Below are 15,571 nucleotides of genomic sequence, written 5' to 3' on the forward strand. Positions count from 1 at the left end.
TCATGGTTCTGGATAAAAGCATCTACTCAGCAGGTGCTTTTATTGTCTTGCCTCAGCAGGTTCGCACCAGCGACGCCAAAATCATTTCACGCGCGTGACGCAATACCGATTTTATTTCGCTTGCCGGGATATCAGCGAGCCCCAGTCCGCGTAGCAGGAATATGCCTTCTACAGCGTAAAACGCGTGTCTGACATCAGTCATCTCCTCTCCAGCCTCGCGAAGCGGTTCGAGGAATGTGCAATACAGGTTGCGAACGGGTTCCAGCATACCTGGTGCATGCACGAGAGCCGTGATAAGAAACGCCGCCTTCTGTGTTACAGCATCCTCCTCCTCCAGCGCTTCATCGATGTGCGCAAGAATCATTTCTCGTGGCCCTGCTGTGGTATCTGTAAGACGCTGGCTGACTGCCTGCTGGAAACGCGTCACTTCGCGCTCAAGCACGGCGTATATCAGGCCATCCTTTGATGAAAAGGTGTACACAAGGCCGCCTTTACTGATGCCGGCACGTTCTGCGACGGCATCCAGCGTGAATATGCGCCCTCCAGAGTCAAGGATAATGCTTTCAGCAGCATCTAAAACCTGCTCCCTATCGATTTCTTTTTTACGCGTCACAATTTTCCCTTGCCTTATCCGACTGAGTAGTCGGATAATATTTTCGACTGAATAGTCACATTAGCATTGCACATCTTGCCCGACAAGATTGCAATGCATTCATTCCCGGATAAACCTATGAAAGGCAAGAAAATGAATGAATTATTACCCTCTGCGGCACTCGCACATTTTGTGATGAAAGTTAAAAACGTCGATGCCAGCTATGCATTTTACCAGGGGCTGGGCCTGCGTGCGCTCGACAAATTTCCGGGCATGGCGATTATTGAGTTACGCGGCGGCACCCATCTGTTGTTGACCGAAAAAGATGCACCTGAAACGCAGAGACTGCATAGCAGCCGCGTTGGTCAGCGACCGGATTTTTCGGCAGAAAAAATTGATCTCATGATCGCCGACCATTCCAGATCGGAACTTGAAACGTATCGAACTGGCCTCATCGCAAAGGGATATTCCCCTCAGGAAATTGCGCAGGAAACGCTGTTTGGACATCATTATTTTTCACTGCAGGATCCGGATGGAAACGGTATAAGTTTCTACACCAGCCACTGTAGCCAACAGCCTGTTTAAATCGATTTTAGACTGCGAAGCGCTCTCCGAAAGTGCTTCGCTCTACCCCCTTCAGGTGCACCCCACCCAATTTTGCCCCAACCTCATCGGTGCATCTGGTGTATTGTTTTTAAACAATGACATCCAGTAAAGGAGACCTGCGCAATGATCAGCATCCTCGGTATAACCACCTCCATCAACGTTCGTAAAGTGCTCTGGACCTGCGAAGAAGCGGGCATCGCTTACCGGCAGGAAGATTACGGCAGCGGTTTTGCCTCGACGGAAACGGAGGCCTTCCGCGCCCTGAACCCCAACGCCATGGTGCCGGTACTGATTGATGGTGATTTCGTGCTATGGGAGTCTAATTCCATCTGCCGCTATCTGGCGCGCAAGGCTGAACGTCACGATCTGCTGCCCGCAGAACCGCAGGCCTGCGCCAGCGTTGAGCGCTGGATGGACTGGCAGGTATCAGAATTTAACACCGCCTGGCGCTATGTTTTCCCGGCGCTGGGGCGTAAAAACCCGGACTTTAACGATCCCGAGCGCATTGCGGCGGGTATAAAAGAGTGGAACCACTGCGTCAGCATTCTGGAGAACCAGCTCCAGCGCACCGGAGCCTTTGCGGCGGGCGAGACGTTTACCCTTGCGGATGTGGTACTTGGGCTGTCGGTGAATCGCTGGAAGAAGACGCCATTTGATAAGCCTGACGTGCCCGCGATTGAGGCCTGGTTTGAACGCCTCAACCAGCGCCCGGCATTTTTGCGCCACGGCAATAACGGCATGATTTAACGTATTCCCCCAACCTTGAGCAAGGATATTTTATTTAATTACTAAACCCGTGAAGTCGTCAGAGGGAATAATAATTAAGCCATATCCTGGACAGCCCGTTACGCCGCTTTGCTAGCCTGAATATTCAGGCAAAGCCCAACCCGGAGGTATTCTTGCTGATAAGACTCAAGAAAGAACGAACGCACAAGGAGGATCGCCGGCTTGCTCTCTGGCTGGCGACCTCGGCAGGGTTGCTGAACGCCATCGCTCTCGGGGCTTTCGGCTTTTTTCCCTCGCACATGACCGGCAACACCTCACAGTTATCCAGCGAAGTCTCTTCCACCGACCTGAGCGATATTATTTTTTTCGGCTCGATTATTCTCTCTTTTGTGGCAGGCGCAATCATTGCGCGCACGATCGTGATATGGGGCATTATCCATAACGTCAGGCTGGTTTTTTGCCAGATCCTTTTTGTTGAGGGGTTATTACTGAGCGGCGTCTCTTTTTACGAAATGTACTTTCATGCCCTCACCAGCAACCGCGAGATTATTCTGTTTCTCTGCGGCCTGATGGGTATTCATAATTCCACCTCCACGCAGCTTTCCGGCGGACGGGTGAGATCGACGCATATTACCGGCACGCTGACGGACGCGGGAATATCCCTGGCCTCCGTTATGGTGGCGATGCTGCGCAGGGATTACTCCAAAGATACGGCGGCGCAAAAAAGCCAGCTTAAAACCCACTTAACCACCCTGTTCTCGTTTATTACCGGCGGTATCGCAGGGCTGCTGCTGTTCAGGTGGGTCGGGTTTAACGCCATGCTGGCGCTCGGGCTGATGCTCACGGTGGTTGCCACCGTCTCAATTATCACCGTCTCTACGCGGGTGCGACGAGTCCGTGCTGCCGTCTGAGCGCTGCAACTGCCCCAGCAGGCGCTGCATGTTGTCGTCACAGGAGATCCCATCCGGCCTGCTGGTGATGCTTGCGACCAGCGTCAGCAGCTCTTTTCGGTTTTCCTCGAGCTGCTTCTGCATCGCCTCTATTTCAGCAATGCGCGTCTTAAGGGACTGGACCAGTCCCTCATGATCCCAGCGCTGTTGCGGCTGCGGCAGGAAGCGGCGTATTTGCTCGAGGGTGAATCCGGCACGCTGCGCATTGTCGATGATGTTCAGCAGCGCTGCCGCATCGGTGGAATACGAACGGTATCCGTTCCCCTGCCTGACCGGTCGCGGCAGTAAACCTTCCGCCTCATAAAACCGAATGCGCGACGGGGTAATTCCCGTCATTTTCGACAGCTCGCCAATTTTCATTTCGTCAGCTCTGACATATTGACCTTAACGTTAACTTTAAGCTTAAACTTTTGATACGGTCAACCGGATCGTCATCTCATCAGGGAGCTACCATGCAAACTATTCTGGGCGCCAGCGGGCAAATTGCCCGTGAACTGACCCGCGAGCTTAAACGCCAATACACCGACGATATCAGGCTGGTCAGCCGCCATCCGCAGAAAGTCAACGCCAGCGATATCACGGTGGCGGCCGATCTCCTGGATGCGCAGCAGACGCAGAAGGCGGTTAGCGGCAGCGACACGGTCTACTTTACCGCCGGTCTGCCGCCTGACTCCGCCCTGTGGGAGCGTCAGTTCCCCACCATGCTGGACAATGCGCTGGAGGCCACGCGAAAGGCTGGCGCAAGATTCGTCTATTTTGATAATACCTACATGTACCCTCAGAGCGACGTGCCGCAGACCGAAGAGACGCGCTTCGCGCCCCGGGGACGAAAAGGAAAAGTCCGTGCAGCAATGGCCAACCGGGTGCTTGACGAAATGCAACGGGGCGACATTCCCGTCATCATCGGTCGGGCACCTGAGTTTTACGGGCCTGACAAAACGCAGAGCTTCACGAATACGCTCATTATCGACAGGCTGAAGCAGCACAAACGCCCGCGCGTTCCGGTCCGTGACGATACGCTTCGTACGCTCATCTGGACGCCGGATGCCAGCCGCGCGCTCGCCCTGCTGGGCAATACGCCTGAGGCCTACGGGCAGACGTGGCATTTGCCGTGCTGGGACGAAAGGCTAACGTATCAACAATTTGTGACCCTCGCCTGTGACATCTTCGGCCAAAAGGCGGGTTACGCCGTACTCGGCAGGCTGGCATTCGCCGCGACGGCGCTGTTTTCACAGGGGGCCCGTGAAATGCGGGAGCTGTTGCCCAGGTACGACGTTGACAACCTGTTTGATTCAACGAAATTTAAGCGCCGCTTCCCTGATTTTGCCGTCACCTCCTACCGGCAAGGGCTGGAGGAAATCAGGCAGGAATGGAGAGCAAGAGACGCTAAAACCGCATAGTTCCCATGCCGCACGAGCGCATGGGAGACACCAAAATTGTGACAGCGTCACATTTAAATCTTCTCTTTAGGACTATTCTGCCCGCCCCATATCAGGCCTTACGCCATAAGGCCTGACCTTATGTTGTCACTATTTTCATAGGGTTACTGATTTCACCCCTTCGCTGGAACCCTTCCCAAACGCTTGCTATAGGTCATCTACCCCTGCCGAAACATGGCATAACAACAGGCAACCGGCAGTTGCTATAACGCATGCGCACAGGGAGACACACCGCAATGCACCCATTACTCAAACGTTCGCTGCTGTTTGTCGGCGCCATTATCGCGGTCCTCGCCCTCCTGGTTTGGGGCGTCGGGCTGGAGACGATTAAGGCGCGCCAGGTTGACCTGGTTTATCTCGGGCAACAGCACATGATTCTGGTTTTCTCGTCGATGTTCTTTGCCCTGCTGGTCGGTATTCCTGCCGGTATCCTGCTGAGCCGCCCGGCCGCGCGGGGTATCGCCGAATACGTGATGCAAATCTTCAACGTCGGCAACACGCTGCCGCCGCTGGCCGTGCTGGCGCTGGCGATGGTGGTGATTGGCATCGGCGATACGCCCGCCATCATCGCCCTGTTCCTCGCCTCGCTGCTGCCGATCGTGCGTAATACCTACGCCGGGCTGTGCTCTGTTCCGGCGTCGCTGCTGGAAGCGGCAAACGGGATTGGGATGACCAAATGGCAGCGTCTGCGCCAGGTCGAGCTGCCGAATGCCTGGCCGGTCATGCTCTCGGGGATCCGCATCGCCACCGCCATTAACGTCGGTACCGCGCCGCTGGCGTTCCTGATTGGCGCCAGCAGCTACGGCGAGCTGATTTTCCCCGGCATCTACCTGAACGATTTCCCGACCCTGATCCTCGGCGCGGCGGCCACCGCCCTGTTCGCCCTGATCCTCGACACCCTGCTGGCGGCGCTGGGTCGCGTGATGAGTCCCCATCTCGCTCGATAACAATAACAAGGAGCTTTTATGAGACTGTTTTCCGGCCTGACGGCGCTGTGTGCCGCGGCGCTGTTCACCAGCCAGGCGATGGCGGCCCCGCTGATTCTGGCAACCAAGAGCTTTACCGAGCAGCACATTCTCTCGGCGATGACCGTGCAGTACCTGCAAAAGAAAGGCTTTCAGGTGCAGCCGCAAACCAATATCGCCACGGTGATTTCCCGTAACGCGATGATCAACAAACAGATTGATATGACGTGGGAATACACCGGCACGTCATTAATCATCTTCAACCATATCAACAAGCGCATGTCGCCCCAGGAGTCTTACGAGACGGTGAAACGTCTGGACGCGAAGCACGGTCTGGTCTGGCTAAAGCCCGCCGACATGAACAACACCTATGCCTTCGCCATGCAGCGCAAGCGCGCCGAGGCGGAACATATCAACACCATGTCAGAGATGGTGGCGAAGATTGAGCAGGTTCGTAAAACCAACCCGGACAAAAACTGGCTGCTGGGCTTAGACCTGGAGTTTGCCGGGCGCAGCGACGGCATGAAGCCGCTGCAGGCGGCCTATAACCTGACGCTGGATCGCCCGCAGATCCGCCAGATGGACCCCGGTCTGGTCTACAACGCGGTGCGCGACGGTTTCGTCGACGCCGGTCTGATTTACACCACCGACGGTCGCGTGAAGGGCTTCGACCTGAAGGTGCTGGAGGATGACAAAGGCTTCTTCCCGAGCTACGCCGTCACCCCGGTGGTGCGTAAGGACACGCTGGAGGCTAACCCGGGTCTGGAAGAGGCGCTCAACACCCTCTCGGCCGAGCTCAACAACGACGTTATCACCGAACTGAACAAGAAGGTGGATATCGACCATCAGTCACCGCAGCAGGTCGCCCGAGATTTCCTGCGTAGCAAACAGCTGCTGTAGGAGGCGCTATGGAGACGATTCACTACATCCTCGATAACTGGGACTACCTGCTGACCCTGACGCTGCAGCATCTGTGGCTGGTGGCGCTGGCCGTGGGCTTAGCCATTCTCATCGGCGTCCCGCTGGGCATTTTGATTGTCCGCCACAAGTGGCTGGCGACGCCGGTGCTGGGAATAGCCACCATCGTGCTGACCATTCCGTCCATTGCTCTGTTTGGCCTGATGATCCCGCTGTTTTCGCTGATCGGTCAGGGTATTGGCGCCCTGCCCGCGATTACGGCGGTGTTTCTCTACTCGCTGCTGCCGATTGTGCGCAACACCCACACCGCGCTCGACAGCCTGCCGCCGGGCCTGCGTGAAGCCGGGCGCGGCATCGGCATGACCTTCTGGCAGCGTCTGCGCTGGGTTGAAATCCCGATGGCGCTGCCGGTGATTTTCGGCGGCATCCGCACCGCCGTGGTAATGAACATCGGCGTGATGGCGATTGCCGCGGTGATCGGCGCGGGCGGCCTGGGGCTGCTGCTGCTCAACGGCATCGGCGGAAGCGATATTCGCATGTTGATTGCGGGCGCGCTGATGATTTGTCTTTTAGCGATTGTGCTCGACTGGCTGCTGCACCGTCTGCAGGTGGTACTGACTCCGAAGGGGATTCGATAATGATAAAACTGGAAAACCTCACCAAACAATTTTCACAGAAGCACGGCCAGACCTTTAAGGCCGTCGATAACGTCAACCTGAACGTGCCCGAAGGGGAAATGTGCGTCCTGCTTGGCCCTTCCGGCTGCGGGAAAACCACCACCCTCAAGATGATTAACCGCCTCATTACCCCGAGCAGCGGGACAATCCTGATCAACGGCGAAGACACCAGCGGCATGGACACCGTGACCCTGCGCCGCAACATTGGCTACGTGATCCAGCAGATTGGCCTGTTTCCGAACATGACCATTGAAGAGAACATCACCGTCGTACCGCGCATGCTGGGCTGGGATAAAGCGCGCTGTAAAACTCGCGCCGAAGAGCTGATGGATATGGTAGCGATGGATCCTCACAAGTTCCTCAACCGCTACCCGCGCGAGATGTCCGGCGGGCAGCAGCAGCGTATCGGCGTCATCCGCGCCCTGGCGGCGGATCCGCCGGTGCTGCTGATGGATGAACCCTTCGGCGCGGTGGACCCGATCAACCGCGAGGTGATCCAGAACCAGTTCCTGGAGATGCAGCGCAAGTTGAAAAAAACCGTCATGCTGGTCAGCCACGATATCGACGAAGCCCTGAAGCTCGGCGACCGTATTGCGGTATTCCGTCAGGGGAAAATCGTGCAGTGCGCCAGCCCGGATGAACTGCTGGCGAAACCGGCGAATGAGTTTGTCGGCTCATTTGTCGGTCAGGACCGAACGCTGAAGCGCCTGCTGCTGGTCTCCGCGGGCGACGTGACCGACCAGCAGCCGACCATCACGGTGCGGGGTTCTACCCCTCTTCCCGAAGCCTTTTCAACCATGGATGATAATGACATTCGCGCGATTACCGTGGTCGATGAGCACGGCAAACCGCTGGGCTTTGTGAAGCGCCGCGAAGCGCGCAACGCCAGCGGTATTTGCGCCGACATCCTGCATCCGTTCCGCATGACCGGCAAAGCGGAAGACAACCTGCGCGTGGTGCTTTCACGTCTGTATGAGAGCAATACCAGCTGGATGCCGATCGTGGATGAGGACGGGCGCTACAACGGCGAGATTTCGCAGGACTATATCGCCGAGTACCTGAGTTCCGGGCGTACGCGCCGGGCGCTCAATATTCACAGCGACAGTTAATCTTTACGGCCGGGCATCGCCCGGCCTTTTCGCACGCAGACCTTTTGCTAACCCCGCGATTTCCCGCCACAATATCGTATCGTCCTCGTTAAAACGCGACCCATGCAACGTCTTCATACCTACCCCGACATCCGCGCGATGTTTCGTCGCCTGCTGATTGCCACCGTTACCGGCGTGCTGGCCGCGCTGGCCGTTGCGGCGTTCCGCCACAGCATGTACCTGCTGGAGTGGCTGCTTCTCAGCAACGACAGCGGCAGCCTGGTGAATGCCGCCGCGTCGCTCTCTCCCTGGCGGCGCGCGCTGACGCCAGCCCTGGGTGGCCTGGCCGCCGGGCTGCTGCTCTGGGGATGGCAGAGGCTGAACGCGCAGCAGCCTCACGCCCCTACCGATTATATGGAAGCGCTGGAGACCGGGGACGGCCAGTTTGATTACGGCGCCAGCCTTGTGAAATCCCTTGCCTCGCTGCTGGTCGTTGCCAGCGGAAGCGCCATCGGGCGTGAAGGGGCTATGATCCTGCTCGCCGCCCTCGCCGCCGCCTTTTTCGCCCGGCGCTTTACGCCGAAATCAGAATGGAAGCTCTGGATTGCCTGCGGTGCCGCGGCCGGGATGGCCAGCGCTTACCATGCCCCCTTAGCCGGAAGCCTGTTCATTGCAGAGATTCTGTTCGGTACGCTGATGTTGGCCTCGCTCGGCCCCGTGGTTATTGCGGCGGTGGTGGCGCTTATCACCACGCAGCTCCTGGCACCCGGTGCCGGCACGCTCTATGAGGTGCATCTGAGCGGCATCTTCAGCGCGGCAGACTATGCCCTGCTGGTCGCCATGGGCCTGCTGGCGGGTCTCTGCGGGCCACTGCTGATGTGGCTGATGGCGTGCAGTCATTCTTTATTTTTGCGCCTCAAACTTTCCCCGCCGTGGCAGCTGGCGCTGGGCGGTTTGATCGTCGGGCTCCTTTCTCTCCTCACGCCAAAGGTGTGGGGGAATGGCTACAGCGTGGTTCAGGCTTTTCTGCTCGCCCCGCCGCTGCTGACGGTGATTGCCGGGGTGTTTGTCTGTAAACTGCTGGCGGTGCTGGCTAGCAGCGGCTCGGGTGCGCCGGGCGGGGTGTTTACGCCCACGCTGTTTGTCGGCATGGCGACGGGGATGCTGTTTGCACAACTTTTTGCGCTGTGGTTACCGGGGTCTGAAACGGCGATTTTGCTGGGTCTGGCGGGGATGGCAACGCTGCTCGCCGCGACCACGCATGCGCCTATTATGTCGGCGCTGATGGTTTGTGAAATGACCGGGCAGTATTTTTTACTGCCCGGCTTGCTGGTTGCCTGCGTGGTGGCGTCCGTGCTGTCGCGGACGTTACGCCACGACTCGGTCTACGGTCAGCACGCCACCGAGGGAAGAGAGATCGATGTACTGCGCTAGCTCGCGCTGCTCGGCGCGGGGCAGATAAGGCAGCTCTCCTACCAGCGGCCCCGGCAGCTTAGTACTCAGCACGTCGATGATCTCGGCGTAGTGCGCCAGGCCCGGGTTGATGCGGTTTGCTACCCAGCCAATCAGCGGCAGGCCGTCATTGGCAATCGCCTGCGCCGTCAGCAGCGCGTGGTTGATGCACCCTTCCTGGATACCCACAACCATCACCACCGGAAGCTGTTCCTGCACCACCCATTCAGACAGCGGGCGCAGGTCATTCATCAGGCTGCGCCAGCCGCCCGTGCCTTCAACCACCACGTGATCGACCTTCTCGCTCAGGTTCGCCAGGCCGTCGGACAGCAGAGGGTAATTAATCAGGCCGCTGTGCGCCACGCTGCTCTCCTCTTCGCTTAACGCAATGGGGTTGACCGCGTGATAAGGCAGTTCCAGCGACGAGACGCTTTGCAGCACCAGGGCGTCTTTATTACGCAATCCCTCTGGCGTCTCTTTACTCCCTTTTGCGACCGGTTTGTACCCTGCCACGCGTTTACCGCTTGCTGCAAGAGCCTGCAGCAATGCGCGGGATACAACGGTCTTGCCGACAGAGGTATCTGTACCAGTAACAAAGAAACGCTTAAGCATGACTCACTCCACCTCTTGGGTATGCTTCAAAATATAAACCAGGTAAATAATTCAGTGGAGGAAGTCTACGGGATGCGTGCGCTACCCGGCTTGAGATAGCGCAATTTTTCTTACATCTGCGGAAAAGAGTTAACCCTGTAACAGGCGGATCAGCAGCGATCCGTTATACATGGCGTCTTTGACCAGCGCCGCCCCGGCCATCGTGCCCTGGTTGGAAAACTGGGTGCTTTCTACCGCAATATTTTTGCTGTACGCGGGAAGCGACTGCTGGTGAATGCAGGCCGAGATCGCCGGGAACAGGATCTCCGCCGCCTGGCTGAGCGGCGAGCCAATGAGGATTTTTTGCGGGTTAAAGAGGTTCACCATAATCGCCAGAATGCGGCCAACGTTATTCCCCACGCCGGTAATAATGTCCTTCGCCAGCAGATCGCCCTGGCGCGCGGCGGCGCAGAGTGAATCTACCGTGAGGGGTTGGCCGTGCAGCGACGAGCTCATGGACTGGCCGAGGCGCACCTGCGCCAGCTCCAGCACGCTTTCCACGCTGGCAATGGTCTCCAGACAGCCGTGGTTGCCGCAGTAGCAGCGCTTGCCGTACGGGTCAACCTGAGTGTGGCCAATTTCCACCAGGCTGCTGCTTCCGGCGTGAAGAAGACGTCCGTCGGTGATCACGCCCGCCCCGACGTTATGGTCGATGACCACCTGAATCACATCCCGCGCGCCGCGGGAGGCACCAAAGAGCGCCTCCGCCATGGTCCAGGCGCTGATGTCGTGCTGAATATAGACCGGCACGCCGGTGTGGTTTTTCAGTGCTTCGCCCAGCGGCATCTCTTTGACGTCGTCGTAAAACGGCATGCGGTGAACAATGCCATTTTCGGTATCAATAATGCCCGGCATGGTGATGGCAATCGCGGTTAAGCGCTCAAGCCGCTGCTGGTGGCGGATAAAGAAGCGATCGATGTGCGTGACAATCGCATCGAGAAGCGGTTCTTCCGCGTTGAGGGGCAGCTCAAGCCGGTCTTCCACCACCAGCTTGCTGCTGAGATCGCGCAGCGCGAGGAAGATCTCCCCCCGGCTGATGCGCAGAGAAAGATAGTGCCAGGCTTCCGTCTCGACCACCAGCCCGACGGCCGGACGGCCGCGGCTGCCCGGCTCCTGAATTTCCGTTTCCTGAACCAGGTGCGCTTCCAGCATTTCGCGGACAATCTTGGTGATACTGGCGGGTGCCAGCTGTGCCAGGCGCGAAAGATCGATACGCGAAACCGGACCAAGCTGATCAATCAGGCGATACACCGCGCCGGCGTTGGTCTGCTTAATCTGATCGATATGCCCTGGCTGACTATCAGCAACCACCTCGTACTCCCTTATTTTCGAGCTTCGAAATAAACTGTGGGCTATGGTGAAGCACTTGCATGGCTGTCGTCAAATATTTACTTAGCCATGTGATTTACCGCACATTTTCGCCCACTTTTCCCTGGAAATATCACCCTAAAGAGGCGGTAATGAGCTGCTGTTTGAAGCGCTGTGCGGCATGGCTCTGTTCACGATGTTTTGACCAGACCAGCCACATCTCTGAAACGGCGTCCTCTTCGGCGATGGTCACCCAGCGCATTTCGCGCAATTGTACCCGTTTAAAGGAGGCCGGGAGAATAGACACCCCCAGCCCGGCGGCGACCAGGCCAATAATGGTCATCGCTTCCCCGACCTCCTGAGTGATGACCGGCGCAAGATCGTAGCGGCGCATCAGCCCCAGAATATCGTCATACAGCCCCGTCCCGACCTGCGGGTCAAAAAAGACGAACGGCTCTCTTGCCAGCTCTGCCAGCGACACCGACGGACGCGACGCCAGCGGATGATCGCGCGGGATCATGGCCATCAGCGGCTCGCGCAGAATAACCTGCCACGCCAGCGTGTCCGGCAGCTGGGTATTACGCATCAGCCCCAGATCCAGCGACCCCTCATTGAGCGGCGCGATCTGCTCGCGGGTATTGATTTCGCGCGTCTGAATGTGAACATCCGGAAAATGGCGGCGGAATGACGAAAGGGTCTCCGAGACGGCGCTGATAAACGGCGCTGACGAGGTAAACCCGATTCGCAGCTCTCCCGCTTCACCGAGATACAGCCGTTCTGCCCGGGCGGCGGCATCCTGGACCATGCTAAGGATTTGTCGGCTGTCGACGAGAAACTGCTTTCCCGCCGCCGTCAGGCTCACGCTACGGTTGGTGCGGGCCAGAAGACGCGCCCCGACCTGCTGCTCCAGGATCTGAATCTGCTGGCTTAACGGTGGCTGAGAGATGTTCAGCCGTGCCGCCGCGCGGCCAAAATGCAGCTCTTCGGCGACGGCGACAAAGTAGCGGAGATGACGCAGCTCGATATTCATATTTTTAAAGTATCATTTGAGATTATTAATATATTAGACAGAATATTTACATTTTCCTACCCTGAAGAGGTGGTCATACCCGTCACCAGAAATCACGGGGATGTTTAAGCAAGGAAACTGTGTGAGTCGTACAACTTCCATTGATATCGATCCGGCCAGCGACATCAATGATTTACCCATCGCATCGCAGCCGGTTCAGTTTATTAAACGTGGTACCCCCCAATTTATGCGCGTCACGCTGGCGCTCTTTTCCGCCGGTCTGGCGACCTTCGCCCTGCTCTATTGCGTTCAGCCGATCCTGCCCGTGCTTTCACATGAATTTGGCGTATCGCCTGCCAGCAGCAGCATTTCACTCTCGATTTCTACCGGTATGCTGGCGGTTGGCCTGCTCTTTACCGGCCCGCTTTCCGACGCCATCGGCCGCAAGCAGGTGATGGTGACGGCCCTGATGCTGGCCTCGGTCTGTACGCTACTCTCGACCATGATGACCAGCTGGCACACCATTCTGGTGATGCGCGCGCTGATTGGGCTATCGCTCAGCGGCGTGGCGGCGGTCGGGATGACCTACCTCAGCGAGGAGATCCACCCGAGCTTTGTTGCCTTCTCGATGGGGCTTTACATCAGCGGGAACTCGATCGGCGGGATGAGCGGACGCCTGCTGAGCGGGGTGTTCACGGACTTCTTTAACTGGCGTATCGCGCTGGCCGCGATCGGGTGTTTTGCGCTGGCATCAGCCCTGATGTTCTGGAAAATTCTGCCGGAGTCGCGCCATTTCCGTCCTACCTCCCTGCGCCCGAAAACGCTGTTTATCAACTTCCGGCTGCACTGGCGCGACAAGGGGCTGCCGCGCCTGTTCCTGGCAGGCTTCCTGCTGATGGGCTCCTTCGTTACGCTGTTTAACTATATTGGCTATCGCCTGATGCTCTCTCCGTGGCACCTGAGCCAGGCGGTGGTCGGCCTGCTTTCCGTAGCGTACCTGACCGGTACCTGGAGTTCGCCGAAGGCCGGGGCGATGACCGCGCGCTATGGGCGCGGTCCGGTGATGCTGTTCTTCACGGCGATGATGCTGCTCGGCCTGCTGCTGACGCTCTTCTCCTCCCTGTGGCTGATTTTTGCCGGCATGCTGCTCTTCTCCGCGGGGTTCTTCGCCGCCCACTCGGTCGCCAGCAGCTGGATTGGCCCGCGCGCGCGTCGCGCCAAAGGCCAGGCGTCATCGCTGTATCTGTTTAGCTATTATCTGGGTTCCAGCATCGCCGGGACGCTCGGCGGCGTGTTCTGGCATAGCTACGGCTGGAACGGCGTGGGCGGGTTTATCGCGCTGATGCTCTGTGCCGCACTGCTGGTGGGAGCAAGTCTTCATAAGCGTCTGAGATAAGAAGCCTGCGGGCTGATGTCCGATCCAGATAAACGGCACCAGCGTACTGGTGCCGTTTCACGTTAGGAATCCCAGGCCTGCTCTATCTTAGCGGCTTCAAACTGCGGAGGCGGTTTGCGGAAACGGCGCGTCAGCCATGTCAGGTAAAGGACCCCCAGTGCCGCCCAGATGAGGCCAAGCGTCAGGGACGTCGCTTCAAGGTTTATCCACAGCACGCCGACCGTTACGGCACCAATCAGCGGCAACAGGAGATAGTGGAACCGATCTTTCCACGTTTTGTTCAGCCCCTTACGCCGCCAGAAATGGTTGTACACCGAGAGATTAACAAACGTAAACGCCACCAGCGCGCCGAAGTTGATCAGCGCCGTCGCGGTCACGAGATCGAAGTACAGGGCCGACAGCGCCACTATCCCTACCATAATGACGTTCAGGGCTGGAGTACGCCATTTCGGATGCACGTAGCCAAACACTCGCTCCGGAAAGACGTTGTCACGCCCCATCACATACAACAAGCGTGAGACGCTGGCGTGCGAAGCCAGGCCTGAAGCGAGCGTATTCACAAACGTGGTACACAGAAACACCGACTGGAAGAGCTTGCCGCCCACGTACAGCGCAATTTCCGGCAGCGCGGCGTCAGGGTTCTTGAAGCGCGCGATCGTCGGGAAAAAGAGCTGCATGAAAAACGAGGCAATAATGAATATCAGCCCGCCGTACAGTGCGGTCAGGAAAATGGCTTTGGGAATCACCCGCGCCGCGTTTGGCGTCTCTTCCGACAGCGTAGTAACCGCGTCAAAGCCGAGGAAAGAGAAGCAGACGATAGTCGCGCCGGTAATAATAGGGATCAGGTGTGCGTTCTCGCTGATAAACGGCTGGAGCGACCAGACGGTACCGACGCCCTCTCCCTTGTGCAGGCCATGCACCACGAGTACGACAAACACCACCATGATGGCGACCTGCACCAGCACAAACAGGGTGTTAAAGTTGGCGACCAAATTAACGCTCTTCAGGTTCGCCAGCGTCAGGATCGTCACAAACCCCACCACCCAGACCCACGGCGGCACTTCAGGGAACAGCGCGGAAAGGTAGATCTTCGCCAGCAGCACGTTGATCATCGGCAGGAAGAGATAGTCCAGCAGCGATGACCAGCCGACCATAAAACCCAGGTGAGGTCCGATCGATTTCTGCGTGTAGGTGTACGCAGAGCCCGCTTCCGGGAACTGTCGTACTAATTTTCCGTAGCTGATGGCGGTAAACATGACGCCAGCCAGCGCCAGGAGATACGAGGCGGGCACGTGGCCATTGCTGATACCGGACACAATGCCGAAGGTATCAAACACGGTCATGGGGGTGAGGTAAGCCAGCCCCATCATGACTACCTGCCAGAGCTTAAGGGAGCTGCGCAGCCGGGTTCTTCCGGCCATGCCCGGCGAATCAAGAGAGGTGTTAGTCGCCATATACCGTCCCCCCCATGCTTACCGTGGTTTGCAATCGCGTTGACCTTAACGCAAACCTGCTTAGCAAAGGGGGAAGTTGTAAAGAACACACGCCATCGTACCAGCGCACCGTCTCTGGCTCACACTCACAGCAGGAGCCTGACTGGCCCCCTTCGCCCTGCGGATAGTTGAACATCTGCATCATTTCCTACCTCGTCACACAGTGTCGTTAAGAAAATCCCTGTGCCGCCTGCGCTCCATAACGCGACTCCCGGGAGATAGCTGGCGTGCCAGCGAACAGTTAGGCCAGGCTCCGCGCAGGCCGTTTGGTGATACGTATGCGATGAAACAGAGCGGCCCC

The 15,571-nt window shown here is 57.8% G+C and carries 17 protein-coding genes; 10 read left to right on the plus strand and 7 right to left on the minus strand.

From position 1 onward, the window contains the following. Window positions 1-52: 52 nt before the first annotated feature. The gene (locus M2433_RS03720; protein WP_429052926.1) at window positions 53-613 is read right to left on the minus strand and encodes a TetR/AcrR family transcriptional regulator; all 561 of its coding nucleotides are present in this window, start codon (window positions 611-613) and stop codon (window positions 53-55) included. A 117-nt stretch (window positions 614-730) separates the two neighbouring features. Between M2433_RS03720 and M2433_RS03725 the strand changes: the two genes are divergently transcribed. The 3 genes from M2433_RS03725 (at window position 731) to M2433_RS03735 (ending at window position 2,835) form a co-directional block, all read left to right on the plus strand. Continuing rightward, the gene (locus tag M2433_RS03725) at window positions 731-1,177 is read left to right on the plus strand and encodes a VOC family protein (protein ID WP_429052927.1); all 447 of its coding nucleotides are present in this window, start codon (window positions 731-733) and stop codon (window positions 1,175-1,177) included. A 144-nt stretch (window positions 1,178-1,321) separates the two neighbouring features. Further along, complete coding sequence (locus M2433_RS03730) at window positions 1,322-1,945, plus strand: glutathione S-transferase family protein (protein WP_429052929.1); 624 nt, start codon at window positions 1,322-1,324, stop codon at window positions 1,943-1,945. 152 nt (window positions 1,946-2,097) lie between these two features. After that, window positions 2,098-2,835, plus strand: coding sequence for a YoaK family protein (locus M2433_RS03735; protein WP_429052930.1), 738 nt, complete (start codon window positions 2,098-2,100; stop codon window positions 2,833-2,835). On the opposite strand, the gene M2433_RS03740 is transcribed toward M2433_RS03735, so the two are convergent. Then, window positions 2,785-3,234, minus strand: a complete 450-nt coding sequence (locus M2433_RS03740) for a MerR family transcriptional regulator (RefSeq protein WP_047748309.1) — start codon at window positions 3,232-3,234, stop codon at window positions 2,785-2,787. The genes M2433_RS03735 and M2433_RS03740 overlap by 51 nt on opposite strands. Window positions 3,235-3,326: 92 nt before the next feature. On the opposite strand from M2433_RS03740, the gene M2433_RS03745 reads away from it, so the two are divergent. The 6 genes from M2433_RS03745 (at window position 3,327) to clcB (ending at window position 9,395) form a co-directional block, all read left to right on the plus strand. Beyond that, window positions 3,327-4,274, plus strand: coding sequence for an NAD-dependent epimerase/dehydratase family protein (locus M2433_RS03745; RefSeq protein ID WP_429052931.1), 948 nt, complete (start codon window positions 3,327-3,329; stop codon window positions 4,272-4,274). A 275-nt stretch (window positions 4,275-4,549) separates the two neighbouring features. Further along, on the plus strand, window positions 4,550-5,260 hold the full coding sequence (gene osmY / locus M2433_RS03750) for an osmoprotectant ABC transporter permease OsmY (RefSeq protein WP_429052932.1): 711 nt from the start codon (window positions 4,550-4,552) through the stop codon (window positions 5,258-5,260). Window positions 5,261-5,278: 18 nt separating this feature from the next. Further along, entirely contained in the window at window positions 5,279-6,178 is a 900-nt protein-coding gene (gene osmX, locus M2433_RS03755) for an osmoprotectant ABC transporter substrate-binding protein OsmX (RefSeq protein WP_429052933.1), read from the plus strand. Between the two features lie 8 nt (window positions 6,179-6,186). Continuing rightward, a complete protein-coding gene (gene osmW / locus M2433_RS03760) occupies window positions 6,187-6,834 on the plus strand; it encodes an osmoprotectant ABC transporter permease OsmW (protein ID WP_014169860.1) in 648 nt (215 codons plus the stop codon). Next, window positions 6,834-7,982 carry an osmoprotectant ABC transporter ATP-binding protein OsmV gene (gene osmV / locus M2433_RS03765; RefSeq protein WP_429052934.1) on the plus strand — a complete coding sequence of 383 codons (1,149 nt, stop codon included), beginning with the start codon at window positions 6,834-6,836 and terminating at the stop codon, window positions 7,980-7,982. Before osmW ends, osmV begins: the two co-directional genes overlap by 1 nt. 102 nt (window positions 7,983-8,084) lie before the next feature. Then, window positions 8,085-9,395, plus strand: coding sequence for a voltage-gated ClC-type chloride channel ClcB (gene clcB, locus M2433_RS03770; protein WP_429052935.1), 1,311 nt, complete (start codon window positions 8,085-8,087; stop codon window positions 9,393-9,395). On the opposite strand, the gene bioD is transcribed toward clcB, so the two are convergent. From bioD to M2433_RS03785, 3 genes are all read right to left on the minus strand, one after another. Then, window positions 9,330-10,025 (minus strand): dethiobiotin synthase, encoded by a 696-nt coding sequence (gene bioD / locus M2433_RS03775; protein WP_429052936.1) that lies wholly within the window; start codon window positions 10,023-10,025, stop codon window positions 9,330-9,332. The two genes, clcB and bioD, sit on opposite strands and share 66 nt — an antisense overlap. 129 nt (window positions 10,026-10,154) lie before the next feature. After that, window positions 10,155-11,375, minus strand: coding sequence for a sugar metabolism global transcriptional regulator Mlc (gene mlc / locus M2433_RS03780; protein ID WP_429052937.1), 1,221 nt, complete (start codon window positions 11,373-11,375; stop codon window positions 10,155-10,157). Window positions 11,376-11,505: 130 nt separating this feature from the next. Further along, on the minus strand, window positions 11,506-12,402 hold the full coding sequence (locus M2433_RS03785; protein ID WP_429052938.1) for a LysR family transcriptional regulator: 897 nt from the start codon (window positions 12,400-12,402) through the stop codon (window positions 11,506-11,508). Window positions 12,403-12,523: 121 nt separating this feature from the next. On the opposite strand from M2433_RS03785, the gene M2433_RS03790 reads away from it, so the two are divergent. Further along, window positions 12,524-13,777, plus strand: coding sequence for an MFS transporter (locus M2433_RS03790; protein ID WP_429052939.1), 1,254 nt, complete (start codon window positions 12,524-12,526; stop codon window positions 13,775-13,777). A gap of 62 nt (window positions 13,778-13,839) precedes the next feature. On the opposite strand, the gene M2433_RS03795 is transcribed toward M2433_RS03790, so the two are convergent. Beyond that, entirely contained in the window at window positions 13,840-15,231 is a 1,392-nt protein-coding gene (locus M2433_RS03795) for an APC family permease (protein ID WP_429052940.1), read from the minus strand. Then, window positions 15,221-15,415 (minus strand): hypothetical protein, encoded by a 195-nt coding sequence (locus M2433_RS03800; RefSeq protein ID WP_059311275.1) that lies wholly within the window; start codon window positions 15,413-15,415, stop codon window positions 15,221-15,223. Before M2433_RS03800 ends, M2433_RS03795 begins: the two co-directional genes overlap by 11 nt. Window positions 15,416-15,571 lie beyond the last annotated feature (156 nt).

The organism is Enterobacter sp. AC1 (assembly GCF_050434705.1).
GTDB lineage: Bacteria > Pseudomonadota > Gammaproteobacteria > Enterobacterales > Enterobacteriaceae > Enterobacter > Enterobacter cloacae_L.

Excerpts from the sequence above, each read along its gene's own strand:
- M2433_RS03725 (WP_429052927.1), top strand. The coding sequence starts at position 731 with ATGAAAGGCAAGAAAATGAATGAATTATTACCCTCTGCGGCACTCGCA.
- M2433_RS03730 (WP_429052929.1), top strand. The coding sequence starts at position 1,322 with ATGATCAGCATCCTCGGTATAACCACCTCCATCAACGTTCGTAAAGTG.
- M2433_RS03740 (WP_047748309.1), bottom strand. The coding sequence starts at position 3,234 with ATGAAAATTGGCGAGCTGTCGAAAATGACGGGAATTACCCCGTCGCGC.
- M2433_RS03745 (WP_429052931.1), top strand. The coding sequence starts at position 3,327 with ATGCAAACTATTCTGGGCGCCAGCGGGCAAATTGCCCGTGAACTGACC.
- osmY (WP_429052932.1), top strand. The coding sequence starts at position 4,550 with ATGCACCCATTACTCAAACGTTCGCTGCTGTTTGTCGGCGCCATTATC.
- osmX (WP_429052933.1), top strand. The coding sequence starts at position 5,279 with ATGAGACTGTTTTCCGGCCTGACGGCGCTGTGTGCCGCGGCGCTGTTC.
- osmW (WP_014169860.1), top strand. The coding sequence starts at position 6,187 with ATGGAGACGATTCACTACATCCTCGATAACTGGGACTACCTGCTGACC.
- osmV (WP_429052934.1), top strand. The coding sequence starts at position 6,834 with ATGATAAAACTGGAAAACCTCACCAAACAATTTTCACAGAAGCACGGC.
- clcB (WP_429052935.1), top strand. The coding sequence starts at position 8,085 with ATGCAACGTCTTCATACCTACCCCGACATCCGCGCGATGTTTCGTCGC.
- bioD (WP_429052936.1), bottom strand. The coding sequence starts at position 10,025 with ATGCTTAAGCGTTTCTTTGTTACTGGTACAGATACCTCTGTCGGCAAG.
- M2433_RS03785 (WP_429052938.1), bottom strand. The coding sequence starts at position 12,402 with ATGAATATCGAGCTGCGTCATCTCCGCTACTTTGTCGCCGTCGCCGAA.
- M2433_RS03795 (WP_429052940.1), bottom strand. The coding sequence starts at position 15,231 with ATGGCGACTAACACCTCTCTTGATTCGCCGGGCATGGCCGGAAGAACC.
- M2433_RS03800 (WP_059311275.1), bottom strand. The coding sequence starts at position 15,415 with ATGATGCAGATGTTCAACTATCCGCAGGGCGAAGGGGGCCAGTCAGGC.